The organism is Streptomyces sp. NPDC049915 (genome assembly GCF_040656475.1).
GTDB lineage: Bacteria > Actinomycetota > Actinomycetes > Streptomycetales > Streptomycetaceae > Streptomyces.
The window spans coordinates 110,648-124,929 of the sequence record NZ_JBFAMH010000001.1; the positions used below are offsets into that span (position 1 = coordinate 110,648).

Annotated in this window: 12 protein-coding genes; 2 read left to right on the forward strand and 10 right to left on the reverse strand. The window is 71.6% G+C overall.

The features are described from left to right. Positions 1–6 precede the first annotated feature (6 nt). From AB0J12_RS00435 to AB0J12_RS00475, 9 genes are all read right to left on the reverse strand, one after another. Positions 7–2,484, reverse strand: coding sequence for a PQQ-dependent sugar dehydrogenase (locus AB0J12_RS00435; RefSeq protein ID WP_363261867.1), 2,478 nt, complete (start codon positions 2,482–2,484; stop codon positions 7–9). Positions 2,485–2,567: 83 nt separating this feature from the next. Beyond that, positions 2,568–3,566, reverse strand: coding sequence for a sugar phosphate isomerase/epimerase family protein (locus tag AB0J12_RS00440; RefSeq protein WP_363261868.1), 999 nt, complete (start codon positions 3,564–3,566; stop codon positions 2,568–2,570). Between the two features lie 15 nt (positions 3,567–3,581). Further along, positions 3,582–4,823: a Gfo/Idh/MocA family oxidoreductase gene (locus tag AB0J12_RS00445; RefSeq protein ID WP_363261869.1), complete on the reverse strand. Its 1,242-nt coding sequence runs from the start codon at positions 4,821–4,823 to the stop codon at positions 3,582–3,584. 106 nt (positions 4,824–4,929) lie between these two features. Further along, a complete protein-coding gene (locus tag AB0J12_RS00450) occupies positions 4,930–5,970 on the reverse strand; it encodes a substrate-binding domain-containing protein (protein WP_363261870.1) in 1,041 nt (346 codons plus the stop codon). A 17-nt stretch (positions 5,971–5,987) separates the two neighbouring features. Continuing rightward, complete coding sequence (locus AB0J12_RS00455; RefSeq protein ID WP_363261872.1) at positions 5,988–7,004, reverse strand: ABC transporter permease; 1,017 nt, start codon at positions 7,002–7,004, stop codon at positions 5,988–5,990. Further along, positions 7,001–8,518: a sugar ABC transporter ATP-binding protein gene (locus AB0J12_RS00460; protein WP_363261873.1), complete on the reverse strand. Its 1,518-nt coding sequence runs from the start codon at positions 8,516–8,518 to the stop codon at positions 7,001–7,003. Before AB0J12_RS00460 ends, AB0J12_RS00455 begins: the two co-directional genes overlap by 4 nt. A gap of 155 nt (positions 8,519–8,673) precedes the next feature. Further along, positions 8,674–9,855 carry an ROK family transcriptional regulator gene (locus tag AB0J12_RS00465; RefSeq protein WP_363261874.1) on the reverse strand — a complete coding sequence of 394 codons (1,182 nt, stop codon included), beginning with the start codon at positions 9,853–9,855 and terminating at the stop codon, positions 8,674–8,676. A 243-nt stretch (positions 9,856–10,098) separates the two neighbouring features. Further along, positions 10,099–10,776: a GntR family transcriptional regulator gene (locus AB0J12_RS00470; RefSeq protein WP_363261875.1), complete on the reverse strand. Its 678-nt coding sequence runs from the start codon at positions 10,774–10,776 to the stop codon at positions 10,099–10,101. Between the two features lie 134 nt (positions 10,777–10,910). Further along, a complete protein-coding gene (locus AB0J12_RS00475) occupies positions 10,911–11,858 on the reverse strand; it encodes a beta-ketoacyl-ACP synthase III (RefSeq protein ID WP_363261876.1) in 948 nt (315 codons plus the stop codon). A gap of 200 nt (positions 11,859–12,058) precedes the next feature. On the opposite strand from AB0J12_RS00475, the gene AB0J12_RS00480 reads away from it, so the two are divergent. Together AB0J12_RS00480 and fdhD are read left to right on the forward strand one after the other, a co-directional pair. Continuing rightward, positions 12,059–12,859 (forward strand): 2Fe-2S iron-sulfur cluster-binding protein, encoded by an 801-nt coding sequence (locus AB0J12_RS00480; RefSeq protein WP_363261877.1) that lies wholly within the window; start codon positions 12,059–12,061, stop codon positions 12,857–12,859. Positions 12,860–12,876: 17 nt separating this feature from the next. Then, a complete protein-coding gene (fdhD, locus tag AB0J12_RS00485; protein ID WP_363261878.1) occupies positions 12,877–13,725 on the forward strand; it encodes a formate dehydrogenase accessory sulfurtransferase FdhD in 849 nt (282 codons plus the stop codon). Between the two features lie 69 nt (positions 13,726–13,794). On the opposite strand, the gene AB0J12_RS00490 is transcribed toward fdhD, so the two are convergent. Then, a complete protein-coding gene (locus AB0J12_RS00490) occupies positions 13,795–14,238 on the reverse strand; it encodes a MarR family winged helix-turn-helix transcriptional regulator (RefSeq protein ID WP_363261879.1) in 444 nt (147 codons plus the stop codon). Positions 14,239–14,282 lie beyond the last annotated feature (44 nt).

The window sequence follows — 14,282 nt, forward strand, 5'->3', positions numbered from 1 at the left end:
CTCCTCTCAGCCGGTCGTGAAGGTGAAGTCGTCCACGTCGAACAGGGCTCCGGTGCCGCCCTTGAACACCAGGTACAGCGTGGTGGTGCCGCGGGGTGCGCGGGACAGGCCTGCCTCGACGTCCTGGAAGGTCTCCCAGCCGCCGGTGACCGGGACGGCCGCCTTGCCGAGCAGGGTCCCGGTCGGGGAGCCGGCGCGCACCTCGAGGGTGCCGCCCGCGCCGCCGGAGGAGACCCGGGCGGTGATCTTCGTGGCGTTGCTCAGGGCGTACGGCGTGAAGGAGATCCAGTCGCCGTTGTCGATGTCGCCCACGGTCCTGCCGCCGTGCGCGGTGTCCTTGGCGACGACGGTGACGCCGGAGCTGTCACCGAAGTGCTCGGCCTGGCGGTGCTTGGGCTGGGTGACGTGCCGGGCGTGCGTGGTGAGCGGGGCCTGGCCGCCGCCTCCGTTGTCGGTGTACTGGGCGTCGAAGACGCCGAAGATGTTGGCGTCCTCGTCGTGGCCGCCGTCGGCGCTGGTCTGGATGGTGCCGGAGCAGCCCGTGGCGGAGGTCAGCGGGTGGCCGTGGCTGTCGTGGCCGAGGACGAAGGTGACGGTGACCTTGGAGCAGTCGATCGCCGTACCGTCCTCGGGGTCGGTCACCTTCACCTTGAACGGGATGGCGTCACCGAAGCTGAACAGCTGCCCGTCCTGCGGCAGTTCGAGTGTCACCTTCGGCGCGGTGTTGCCGACGACGATCTGCACGCTGGCGCTGCCGGTGCGGCCGCCGGGGTCCTTGGCGGTCAGGGTCGCGGTGTAGGTGCCGTTCGTCTTGTACTTGTGCGTGGGGTCGGCCTCGGTCGACTTGGCGCCGTCCCCGAAGTCCCAGCTGTAGGTGAGGGCGTCGCCGTCCTGGTCGGTGGTGCCGGCGGAGGAGAACTGCACCTTCAGCGGCGCCTGCCCGTTGGTGCGGCTCGCGGCGGCCTGCGGGACCGGTGAGTGGCCGTCGGTGGCGTTCTCGATGCGGTACAGAGCCGAGTTGTCGTCACCGCCGAACCAGGAGAGGCCGTAGTCGAGGACGTACAGGGCGCCGTCGGGGCCGAAGGCCATGTCCATCACCTGGGTGCCGGTCCAGGGGAAGGGGTTGATGGACTGCACGGTGCCGTTGCCGTCGCTGACGATCCGCTTGATCCAGCGGCGGCCGAACTCACCGGCGAAGAAGTTCCCGTCGTAGGCCTCGGGGAACTTCACCGGCGAGTCGAGCGCCGGGTCGTAGTGGTAGACCGGGCCGCCCATCGGGGACTCGGAGCCGGAGCCGAACTCGGGCACGGAGCCGTTGTCGTAGGGGATCCATGCGGGCTGGGCCGGGGGCAGGTCGGTCAGGCCGGTGTTGTGCGGGGAGGTGTTCTTCGGCGCGTCGCAGTCGAACGCGGCGCCGGAGGTCTTCGTGGCGAAGTCGTAGTCGATGTAGGCGTCGTTGGCGCCCGTGCAGTACGGCCAGCCGAAGTTGCCGGGGCCGGTGACGCGGGCGAACTCGACCTGGCCGGCGGGACCGCGGCTGGGGCTGGCGGAACCGGCGTCGGGGCCGTAGTCGCCGACGTAGAGGATGCCGGTCTTCTTGTCGACGCTGAACCGGAACGGGTTGCGGAAGCCCATGGCGTAGATCTCGGGCCGTGTCTTGGCCGTGCCGGGCGCGAAGAGGTTGCCGTCGGGGACGGAGTAGGAGCCGTCGGCGTTCACCTTGATGCGCAGGATCTTGCCGCGCAGGTCGTTGGTGTTGCCGGCGGTGCGCTGGGCGTCGAAGCCGGGGTTGCGGTCCGCCCGCTCGTCGATCGGGGTGTAGCCATCGGACTGGAAGGGGTTGGTGTCGTCGCCGGTCGACAGGTAGAGGTTGCCGGCCGCGTCGAAGTCGATGTCACCGCCGACGTGGCAGCACAGGCCGCGCGTGGTGGGGACGTCGAGGATCTCCTTCTCGCTGGCGAGGTCGAGTGTGCCGTCCGTCTTCAGCACGAAGCGGGAGAGCCGGTTGACGCCGTCGAAGGGCGCGAAGTCGGCGCCGGTGCCGTTCTCGGGGGCGTCGCCCGCCGGGGTGTTCAGCGGCGGCGCGTAGTACAGGTAGATGAACCGGTTGCTGGTGAAGTCCGGGTCGATGCCCACACCCTGCAGGCCCTCCTCGTCGTGCGAGTACACGGCGAGCTTGCCCGCGAGCCTGGTGTTGCCGGCGGCGTCGGTCAGGCGCAGTGTGCCGTCGCGGGAGGTGTGCAGCACGGAGCGGTCCGGCAGCACGGCCAGCGACATCGGCTCGCCGACCTCCGCCGCGCCCTTGGCGAGGGTGACCTGCTGGAAGTCCTCGGCTGTGAGGGCCTGTTGGTCGGCGACGGCTGCGCCGGCCGGCGGTGTGGTGAGGGTGAGCGTGGCGCCCGCGAGCAGGGCACCGCTGAACAGCGCGAGTGCCGCGCGCAGACGTGAGCGAGGGGATCTGGTGGTGCGGTCGTTCCCGTGCACGAATGCCTCCAGATGAGGGGCTGGTTGTACGGGCGGGTGCGAACGCCGGGATGCGCCGTCATCCCGGAGAGGGGGAAGAGAAGTCAGTTGCCGAACGCCGCGTCGAAGGACGCCGTCGGAGGTTCGAAGTCGTACGCCTTCAGGCGGGTCAGGGCCTCGGGGGCGCCCTGGAGCCGGTCCATGCCGGCGTCCTCCCATTCCACGGAGACCGGGCCCTGGTAGCCGATGGAGCGCAGCATGCGGAAGACGTCCTCCCAGGGGACGTCGCCGTGCCCGGCCGAGACGAAGTCCCAGCCACGCCGCGGGTCGCCCCAGGGCAGGTGGGAGCCGAGGCGGCCGTTGCGGCCGTCGAGGCGCTTGCGGGCTTCCTTGCAGTCGACGTGGTAGATCCGGTCGCGGAAGTCCAGAAGGAAACCGACCGGGTCGAGGTCCTGCCACACGAAGTGGGAGGGGTCGAAGTTCAGGCCGAACGCGGGGCGGTGGCCGACCGCTTCGAGGGCGCGCTGGGTGGTCCAGTAGTCGTAGGCGATCTCGCTGGGGTGGACCTCGTGCGCGAACCGGACGCCCTCGGCGTCGAAGACGTCCAGGATCGGGTTCCAGCGCTCGACGAAGTCCTGGTAGCCGCGCTCGATCATCGACTCGGGGGCGGGCGGGAACATCGCCACCAGGTGCCAGATCGCGGAGCCGGTGAAGCCGATGACGGTGTCGACACCGAACGCGGCCGCGGCGCGCGCGGTGTCCTTCATCCGTGCGGCGGCACGCTGCCGTACGCCCTCGGCGTCGCCGTCGTCCCAGACGGCGGCCGGCAGGATGGCCTGATGGCGTTCGTCGATGATGGCGTCGCACACGGCCTGGCCGACGAGGTGGTTGGAGACCGCCCAGCACTTCAGGCCGTACTTGTCGAGCAGCTGGTGGCGCGAGGGTATGTAGGCCGGGTCGGCGAGCGCCTTGTCGACCTCGAAGTGGTCTCCCCAGCAGGCGAGTTCGAGGCCGTCGTAACCGAATTCCCGGGCGAGCCGGCAGACCTCTTCCAGGGGCAGGTCGGCCCACTGGCCGGTGAACAGCGTGAACGGACGCGGCATGGCGGTGGCTTCTCCTCAGAGCCCGACGGGCGTGTAGACGGAGTTCTTCTCGGCGCTCTCCTCCACGGCCGCGAGTACGCGCTGCACCTGCAGCCCGTCGGCGAAGGAGGGTTCGGGGCGGCCGCCCTCGGCGACCGCGTGGACGAGGTCGCGGACCTGGTGGACGAAGGTGTGCTCGTAGCCGAGGCCGTGGCCGGGCGGCCACCAGGCGTCCACGTAGGGGTGGTCGGGTTCGGTGACGAGGATGCGGCGGAAGCCCGCGTGCTCGCCGGGCTCGGTGCCGTCGTGGTACCAGAGCTCGTTGAGCCGCTCCAGGTCGAAGGACAGGGAGCCGCGCTCCCCGTTCAGCTCGATGCGCAGGGCGTTCTTGCGGCCGGTGGCGTACCGGGTGGCCTCGAAGGAGGCGAGGGCGCCGGAGGTGAACCGGCCGGTGAACAGGGCGGCGTCGTCGACGGTGACCGTGCCGGTTCGGGCGGCGGCGGTCCCGGCGGACAGACCTTGTACGGCCCCCGCGGGCAGCGGCCGCTCCCGCACGAACGTCTCCGTCAGCGCGGACACCCCGGCCAGCTGCTCCCCCGCGAGGTACTGGGCGAGGTCCACGATGTGTGCGCCGAGGTCGCCGAGCGAGCCGGAGCCCGCCTGCTCCCTGCGCAGCCGCCAGGTCAGCGGGAAGGCCGGATCGACCAACCAGTCCTGGAGATACGTCACCCGCACGTGCCGCAGGGTGCCGAGCCGGCCCTCGGCGACCATGCGGCGGGCCAGCGCGGTCGCCGGGACCCGGCGGTAGTTGAAGCCCACCATCGCCACCAGGCCCCGCGCCTCGGCCTCCTGCGCCGCACGGACCATCGCCTCGGCCTCAGCGACGGTGTTGGCCAGCGGCTTCTCGCACAGCACGTGCTTGCCCGCGGCGAGCGCGGCGAGCGCGATCTCGGCGTGGCTGTCGCCGGGGGTGCAGATGTCGACGAGGTCGACGTCGTCGCGCTCGATCATCTCCCGCCAGTCGGTGACGGCCTGAGCCCAGCCGTGCCGGTCGGCCGCCGCGCGCACCGCCGTGGCGTCCCGGCCGCAGATCACGGCCAGCTCCGGGCGGCGGGGCAGGTCGAAGACCCGGCCCGCGGTGCGCCAGCCCTGGGAGTGGGCGGCGCCCATGAAGGCGTAGCCGACCATCCCGACGCGCAGCGGCGGTCTGTCCCGGCCCGCTGAGCCGGCCGGGCTCGTCGGGCTCTGGGTCCCGTCTGACTGCTGCGGCTGTGCCATGGGGTAAGTCCTCCGTCCTCGTCGTGACGACGTCGTGGCGGTGCGGTGGGGGGTGCGGGGCCGGGCCCTGCCGTTGCGTTCGCCCCGGTGTGGCGGGGGCCCTCGGTCAGCGGAAGCCGGTGGGCATGTACCGGTCGACATTGGTCTTGTCGACGACGGCCGAGTAGAGCGTGATCGACGCCGGGATCTCGAACTCGGCGAGACCGCCGACGCCCTTGCCCTGGCCGAGGGCGCGGGCGAGGTCGATGGCGGAGGCGGCCATGGTGGGCGGGTAGAGCACGGTCGCCTTCAGCACGCCGTTGTCCTGCTTGATGGCCTGGAAGGCGGAGAGCGCGCCCGCGCCGCCGACCATCAGGAAGTCGTCACGGCCGGCCTGCTCGATGGCGCGCAGCGCGCCGACGCCCTGGTCGTCGTCGTGGTTCCACAGCGCGTCGAAGCCCGACTGGGCCTGCAGCAGCTGGGCCATCTTGGCCTGCCCGGACTCCACGGTGAACTCGGCGGCCTGGCGGGCGACCTTGCGGATGTTGGGGTAGTTCTTCAGCGCGTCGTCGAAGCCCTGGGTGCGCTGCTTGGTCAGCTCCAGGTTGTCGAGCCCCGCGAGTTCGACGACCTTGGCGTTCGGCTTGCCCTTGAGCTTCTCGCCGATGTAGTGGCCGGCGCTCAGGCCCATGCCGTAGTTGTCGCCGCCGATCCAGCAGCGGTAGGCCTGCGGGGTGTTGAAGACGCGGTCGAGGTTGACCACGGGAATGCCGGCGCGCATCGCCTTCAGGCCGACCTGGGTGAGGGCCTTGCCGTCGGCGGGCAGCACCACCAGCACGTCGACCTTCTTGTTGATCAGCGTCTCGATCTGGCCGATCTGCTGCGCGGTGTCGTTGGAGCCCTCGGTGATCTCCAGGGTGACGTCGGAGTACTTCTTCGCGCGGCTCTTGGCGTTGTCGTTGATGGCGTTGAGCCAGCCGTGGTCGGCCTGCGGTCCGGCGAAGCCGATGGTGACGTGCTTGCCGGGCTTGCCGTCAGCGGCCGGCCGCTCGTCCGCGGCCGGTGCGGAGTCCTTCGGCTCGTTGCTGGTGCAAGCCGTGAGGAGGGCTCCGGCGGAGACGGCGGCGGATCCGAAGAGCAGTCCTCTGCGGGTGGGCAGCTGGGGCATGGCGGGGAACCCTTTCCTCAGGTCGTGCTTGCGGTACGGCGCTGGACCAGCACGGCGGCCACGATGATCGCGCCCTTGGCGATCTGCTGGACGTCGCTCTGCAGGTTGTTCAGGGCGAAGATGTTGGTGATCGTGGTGAAGACCAGGACGCCGAGCACGGACCCGGTGATGGTGCCGCGGCCCCCGCTGAGCAGGGTTCCGCCGATGATGGCGGCGGCGATGGCGTCGAGTTCGTAGAGGTTGCCGTTGGTGTTCTGGCCGGAGCCGGACAGGACGATGAGCAGGAACGCGGCGATGCCGCAGCACAGTCCCGACAGCAGGTACAGATACAGCCGCTGGCGGCGGACGTCGATGCCGGCGAGCCGGGCGGCCTCGGCGTTGCCGCCGACGGCGACGGTGCGCCGGCCGAAGGTGGTCCGGTTCAGCAGCAGCCAGCCGAGAACCGTCACGAGTGCGAAGACCAGCACCAGCGGCGGGATGCCGAGGACATACGCGTCGCGTTCGCCGAGGCTCAGCACGCCGTCGATGGTGACGATCTGTGTCTTGCCGTCGGTGATCTGCAGGGCGAGACCGCGCGCCGAGGCCAGCATGGCGAGGGTGGCGATGAACGGGACCATCCCGCCGTACGCGATGAGCAGGCCGTTGACCAGGCCGCAGCCGAGGCCGACGACCATCGCGGTGAACAGGATGCCCGCGAAGCCGAACTCCTGGGTGGCGAGGGTGGTCGCCCACACCGAGGCGAGGGCGACGATCGCGCCGACGGAGAGATCGATGCCGCCGGAGGTGATGACGAACGTCATGCCGACGGTGACGACACCGATCACCGACGCCTGGGTGAGGACGAGTTGCAGATTGCGGGTGTCGAGGAACTCGTCGGGCTTGGTGACACCGCCGATGACCACGAGCACGGCGAGCACGCCGAGCAGGGAGAGGGTGCGGACGTCGGCGCGGGCCAGCAGGGTGCGCCAGGCGGGGAGATGGACCGGCGGCACCTTCGAGGTGCCGTCCCGCGGCGGGGAGACGTGCTGCGTCATGACGCCGGGCTTCCTTCCATGACGAGGTCGAGGACGCGGTGTTCGTCGAGCTGCCGGGCGGGTGCGGTGTGCACCACCCGGCCCTCGCGCAGGACCAGGACGCGGTCGGCGAGGCCGAGCACCTCGGGCACCTCGCTGGAGACGAGGAGCACCGCGAGGCCCTCGTCCGCCAAGCGGCGGACCACCGCGTACAGTTCGGCGCGGGCTCCGACGTCGACGCCGCGGGTGGGCTCGTCGAGCAGCAGGACCCGGCAGCCGCGCAGCAGCCAGCGGGCCAGGACGGCCTTTTGCTGGTTGCCGCCGGACAGGGTGCGCACCGGCACGGACGGGTTGTCGGGCCGCAGCGACAGCTCTCGGACGGCGGCGCGGGCGGCGCCGCTCTCGGCCCCGCGGTCGATCCAGCCGCCGCGGGAGAAACGGGACAGCGAGGAGACGGAGACGTTGCGGGTGACGGACTCCAGCATCAGCAGCGCCTGCGCCTTGCGCTCCTCGGGCGCGAGCCCGAGACCGGCGCGGACGGCGGCGCGGACGCTGCCGGGCCTGAGCGGACGGCCGTCCACGAGCACCTGACCGGCCGTCGGCCTGCGGGCGCCGTAGATCGTCTCCAGGATCTCCGAGCGTCCCGAGCCGACGAGCCCGGCGAGGCCGACGATCTCCCCGGCGTGCACGTCGAGGTCGAGCGGCGCGAACTCGCCCTCCCGGGCGAGTGCGCGCACCTGGAGCACCGGCGTGCCCGCGGGCGGCTCGGCCGGCCGCTCGGGGAAGACGTACTCCACGTTCCGGCCGGTCATCAACGCGACCACGTCGCGGGTCGGGGTCGTCTTGGCGGGCAGTCCCCCCGCGACTGCCCGCCCGTCCTTCAGCACCGTGACGCGGTCGCCGATGCGGCGGATCTCCTCCAGGCGGTGCGAGATGTAGACGACGGCGACCCCCTCGGCGGTGAGGTCGGCGACGATCCGGAAGAGGTTGTCCACCTCGTCGGGGTCGAGCGCGGCGGACGGCTCGTCCATCACGATCAGCCGTACGTCGTGGGAGAGCGCCCGCGCCATGGACACGATCTGCTGCTGCGCCGCGGACAACTCGCCCACGAGGCAGCCCGGTTCGATCTCGGGGTGCCCGAGTCGCCCGAGCAGCGCGGCGGTCGACTCCTTCGCCGCCTTGCGCCGTACGACGAATCCGGCGGCCGTGGGTTCGTGGCCGAGGTGGACGTTCTCGGCCACGGACAGGTGTTCCACCAGGTCGAGTTCCTGGTAGATGGTGGCGATGCCCAGGCGCATGGCGGCGATCGGGGAGCGCAGGGTGACCGGCTCGCCGCCCCAGCGAATGGTGCCGGTGTCGGGCTGGTGGGCTCCGGCGAGGACCTTGATGAGGGTGGACTTGCCGGCGCCGTTCTGGCCGAGCAGGCAGTGCACTTCGCCGGCCTGGACGTCGAGGTCGACGCCGTCCAGGGCCCGGACGCCGGGGAAGGACTTGGTGATGCCGGACATGCTGAGCAGCGGTGGTTGTGGTGCCATGCGGATTCCCCTCGGCGGGCGTGCGGGCCGGTTCAGGGCAGGGCGGAGCAGGACGGGGGCCGGTTGTGACCAGGGTGCGGCGGAGCGTGAGCAGGGCAGGGCAGGGCAGGGCTGAGCTGGTCCCCGTACTGGTGAGGCGAACCGAGGTCGGTGACTTACGCGGGTGAGAACAGGTGGTCGCTGATCAGCCGGGCCGCGCCGATGACTCCGGCGACGGGTCCCAGCTCCCCCAGGACGATGGGCAGGTTGCCGGTCGCCAGCGGCAGCGACTGGCGGTAGACCTGGGTGCGGATCGCGGCGAGCAGGGTGTGGCCGAGTCCGGTCACCCCGCCGCCGATCACGACCAGGCCCGGGTTGAAGAAGCTGACCAGGCCGGCGATGACCTGGCCGGTGCGGGTGCCGCCCTCCCGGATGAGGTCGAGGGAAGTGGCGTCACCGGCGGACGCGGCGGCGGCGACGTCGACGGCGGAGAGCGTGCCGCCCGTCTCCAGCCGTGACGCCAGTTCCGGCGACAGCCCCTGGCGGCCGGCCTCGGTGGCGTCGCGGGCCAGGGCGGCTCCACTGAAGTGGGCCTCCAGGCAGCCGCGGTTGCCGCAGGCGCACGGACGGCCGTCGGGCACGGCCTGGATGTGGCCGATGTCGCCCGCGCTGCCCGTCACCCCGCGGTGGACGCCGCCGCCCACCACGATGCCGCAGCCGATGCCGGTGCCGATCTTGACGCAGAGGAAGTCGCCCACGGAGCGTGCGACGCCCGCGTGCATCTCCCCCATCGCCATCAGGTTCACGTCGTTGTCGACCATGACGGGGCAGCCCAGTTCCTGGCTGAGCGCCTCCCGCACGGGGAAGCCGTCCCAGCCCGGCATGATCGGCGGGGCGACCGGGACACCCTCCGGGAAGCGGACCGGGCCCGGGACGCCGATGCCGGCGCCGTCGTACCCCTCCGCGAGCCCGGAGTCGCGCAACTTCGCGGCCATGGACAGCACATGCTCGAAGACCGCGACGGGTCCCTCACGGACGTCCATGGGCTGGTTGAGGTGACCCAGGACCTCCAGCTCGGCGTTGGTGACGGCGACGTCGATCGAGGTCGCGCCGATGTCGACGCCGAGGAAGCGCAGCTGCGGATTGAGCCGGACGTTGTGCGAGCGGCGCCCGCCGCGGGAGGCGGCGAGTCCGTCGGCCACGACCAGGCCCGTCTGCAGCAGCCGGTCGACCTCCACGGCGAGCTTGGACCGCGAGAGGTCGATCTGATCGCCCAGCTGAGCGCGGGAGTTGGGTCCCCCGTCGCGCAGCAGCTTCAGCAGCTGAGCCTGATGCGTGTTCGCGGGTCGTGCGGTCATGCGCCTCACGTGCCCCTCCCCGCCTCAAATCGGCCACCGTCGTTGGGCTTTCGAGGGGAACGTAGCAGCGACCGTTGAATGTGGGAAGAAGTCGCGCAGGGATTCGCGCAGACTTTCTCCACTCACAGGACAAAGACCGGAGCCCGAACTTCCCTACCCCTTCGGCCTCTTACGACGGGCGGGCACATCGATCACCTGCGGGGACTGCTGCCGAACGCGCCGGCCGCGCTGCCCGCAGGGGAGTCAGGACGCCGGGCGGTCGTGGTGCGAGCGCCGGGTGTGCTCGGTGTGTTCGCGCATCAACCGGGTGGCGCGGCTCTCGTCGCCCTCGGCGATGGCGGCGATCAGCGCCCGGTGCTCGATCCAGGGCTGCTGCCCGCGCTGCCGCGCCACCGGCGTGTAGTACCAGCGCACCCGGCGGTCCACCTGGGCCGCGAGGTCGGCGAGGACCGTGTTGCCGGCCAGTTCCATGACCGTGGCGTGGAAGCGGGCGTTGAGCGCGACGGCGGTGTCGACGTCGTCCGCGGCGACGGCCTCCTCGCCCTGCGCGCACAGCTCTTCGAGGCGGACGACGCCGTCACTGTCGGCGGCCGCGGCGGCGAGCCGGGCGGCCTCGGCCTCCAGGAGCGTGCGGACGGTGAGCAGCTGGTCGGCCTCCTCCTCCGTCGGCTCGTGCACGAACGCGCCCTGGGCGGGCCGCAGATCGACCCAGCCCTCGGTGTTGAGCCGCTGCAGCGCCTCGCGCACCGGCTGCCGGGAGACCCCGAGATGCCCGGCGAGTTCACTCTCCACGAGGTGCTGACCGGGCTGCAGGGCACGCGTGGTGATGAGTTCGAGCAGGGCCTCGTAGACGCGCTCGCGCAGCGGGCCGGGCCGCTCCAGTCGGGGCACCGCGCCCTGCGGCAGTCCGGTCGACAACATCGCTCCCCCTCGGGACTCGGTGGGACGGCACGCGCAGCAGACCATCAGTACCGATTGTCTTTCGTCTACAGTCTACGGCGTACAAGCGCCGCCGCGGCGTGCGGCACCGTCCCCTCAGGGGTGCACCGGCGGGCTCAGGGGCAGCGCACGACCTGCCCCGCGTACGACAGGTTGCCGCCGAAGCCGAACAGCAGCACCGGGTCGCCGGTCGTGACCCGGCCCTGCTCGACCAGCTTCGACAGGGCCAGCGGGATGCTCGCCGCGGAGGTGTTGCCGGAGTCGGTCACATCGCGGGCGACGACGGCGTGCGCGGCGCCGATGCGCTCGGCGAGCGGTTCGATGATGCGCAGGTTGGCCTGATGGAGCACGACGGCCGCGAGGTCCTGCGGGGAGATGCCGGCGCGTTCGCAGGCCTGCCGGGCCAGCGGCGGCAGCTGGGTCGTCGCCCACCGGTAGACGGACTGCCCCTCCTGCGCGAACCGGGCCGGCTGGCCCTCGATGCGCACGGCGTGCCCCATCTCGGGCACCGACCCCCACAGCACGGGCCCGATGCCGGGCTCCTCCCCGTCGGCACACGCCTCGACCACCGCGGCGCCCGCCCCGTCACCGACCAGGACGCAGGTGCTGCGGTCGCTCCAGTCGGCCACGTCGGACATCTTGTCGGCGCCGATGACGAGGGCCCGCCGGGCAGCGCCGGCGCGCAGGGTGTGGTCGGCGGTGGCCAGCGCGTGGGTGAACCCGGCACACACCACGTTGACGTCCATCGCGGCCGGTCGCGGAATGCCCAGCCGGGCGGCCACGCGGGCCGCGGTGTTCGGGGAGCGGTCGATGGCGGTGGAGGTGGCGACCAGGACGAGGTCGATGTCACCGGGCGTGAGACCGGCCGCCGCGAGCGCCTTGGCGGCGGCGTGCGCGGCGAGCTCGTCGACGGGCTCGTCGGGCCCGGCGATGTGCCGCGTGCGGATGCCGACCCGGCTCCTGATCCACTCGTCGCTGGTGTCGACCAGTCCGGCGAGGTCCTCGTTGGTGAGCACCTTGGCGGGCTGGTAGTGGCCGACGGCGGCGATCCGTGAGCCGTTCATCTGGAGGGTCCCCCTCGTTGCCTGGACAGCGGACCCCTCAGTCTGATCAGTGACTCACGGGTACGAGGGCAGGCGAAGCGACAGGAATCGGGCGCGGGTGTTGTCGGCTTCCGTCAGAGGCGCGGACCCGGCCGGACAGCGCCTGCGAGAGCCCTCACCCACCGCCACTTCCATACTGTAGACAATATTTCGTCGACAGGATGCCGCGGGTGCCGGAGGGCGCGACGGTCCTCGACGCCTGCCGCGCCGCCGGCAAGGACGTGCCGACCCTGTGCCACGGAGACACGCTCACCCCGAAGAACGCCTGCCGGGTGTACGTGGTGGAGGTGGAGGGGTCGCGCACCCTGGCGCCGGCCCGCTCACGTGCGGCGGAGCCCGGCATGGAGGTGCACACGGACACCGAACGTGCGCGGCACAGCCGCAAGGTCGTCCTGGAACTGCTCGCCTCCTCGGCGGACCTGTCGACCACGCCCGGGGCGGCGGAGTGGATCGCGCAGTACGGCGCCGAGCCCGACCGCTGCGGCCCGGACGCGGCCCGTCTGAACGAGGAGCCGAAGGTCGACAACGAGCTGTACGTCCGCGACTACGGCAAGTGCATCCTGTGCTACAAGTGCGTCGACGCCTGCGGCGAGCAGTGGCAGAACACCTTCGCGATCTCCGTCGCGGGCCGCGGCTTCGACGCGCGGATCGCCGTCGAACACGACGCGCCGCTGCCCGACTCGGCGTGCGTGTACTGCGGCAACTGCATCGAGGTGTGCCCGACGGAGGCGCTGTCGTTCAAGTCGGAGTTGGACATGCGCGCCGCCGGCACCTGGGACGAGACGCGGCAGACCGAGACGTCGACGGTGTGCGCGTACTGCGGAGTGGGCTGCAACCTCACGCTGCACGTACAGGACAATGCGATCGTCAAGGTCACCTCGCCACACGACAACCCGGTGACCCACGGCAACCTCTGTATCAAGGGGCGGTTCGGCTACCAGCACGTACAGAACCGGGACTGACCGGGACGGATGGGGACATGGGACGAGTGACGGAACGACGCAAGGTGATCCGCGTACGGGACGGAGCGGTCTCCGCACGCCCGGACACGCTCGTCGCGGAGGAACCCCTGGAGATCCGCCTCGACGGCAAGCCTCTCGCCATCACCATGCGCACCCCCGGCGACGACTTCGCCCTGGCCGCCGGCTTCCTGGTCAGCGAGGGCGTGCTGGCGGAGGCGTCCGACCTGCTCAACATCGTGTACTGCGCGGGCGCCACGGCGGACGGCTCGAACACGTACAACGTCGTCGACGTCCGGACGGCCCCGCACGTGGTCGCCCCCGACATCACGCTGGAGCGCAACGTCTATACGACGTCCTCCTGCGGCCTGTGCGGCAAGGCGAGCCTGGACGCCGTGCGCACCACGGCCCGCTGGCCCATCGCCGACACGCCCCCGGTGCGCGTGACGCCGGGACTGCTGGCGAGCCTGCCCGACCGGCTGCGCGCGGCCCAGCAGGTGTTCGACCGGACCGGCGGGCTGCACGCGGCGGCCCTGTTCACGGAGGACGGCGAGCTGCTGGACGTCCGTGAGGACGTGGGCCGGCACAACGCGGTGGACAAGCTGGTCGGGCGTGCCCTGCGGAACGGGGACCTGCCCCTGTCCCGCACGATCCTGCTGGTGTCCGGGCGCGCCTCCTTCGAGCTGGCGCAGAAGGCCGTGATGGCCGGCGTCCCCGTGCTGGCGGCCGTGTCGGCGCCGTCGTCGCTGGCCGTGGACCTGGCGGCCGAGACCGGCCTGACCCTGGTGGGCTTCCTGCGGGGTGCCTCCATGAACGTGTACGCGGGCGAGGACCGCATAGCCCTGGAGGCCACGGCCGACCAGGGCTGACCCCTTCCCCGCGACACGACGACGGGGTCCCGCAGGCGGGGAGCGCCCCCTGCGCCGCGGGACCCCGTCTCAGTTTGTTTCCCGCGTCCCGCTGACGCGGACCAGCATCTCCAGGAACCGCTCCCGTTCCTCCCCAGACAGCGGCGCCAGCAGTTCCGCGTTGGCCGCGCGGGCCATCTCCTCGCACCGCTGGAGCATCCGCTCGCCCTGTTCCGTGAGCCGCACGGCGTTCTTGCGGCGGTCCTTCGGGTCGGGTTCACGCAGGACCAGGGACGCGGACTGGAGGTCGTTGAGGACACCGACCAGGTCCTTGGGGTCGAGGCCCACGCCGCGGCCGAGGTCGGCCTGCGCGACCGGGGCGAGGTCACGGACGGCGGAGAGCACCACGTGGTGCCACATCTTCATGCCCTGTTCGGCGAGCGCCTCGGCGACCAGGGCGCGCCCCCGCGCGGCGGCGCGCCCGAGCAGCCAGCTGGGCAGGGAGCGGATCGCGGGCAACGGTGCTTCGGCCATGCGAGCAGCCTATCCAGAAGTCATTGGACTTCCCCACGACATCT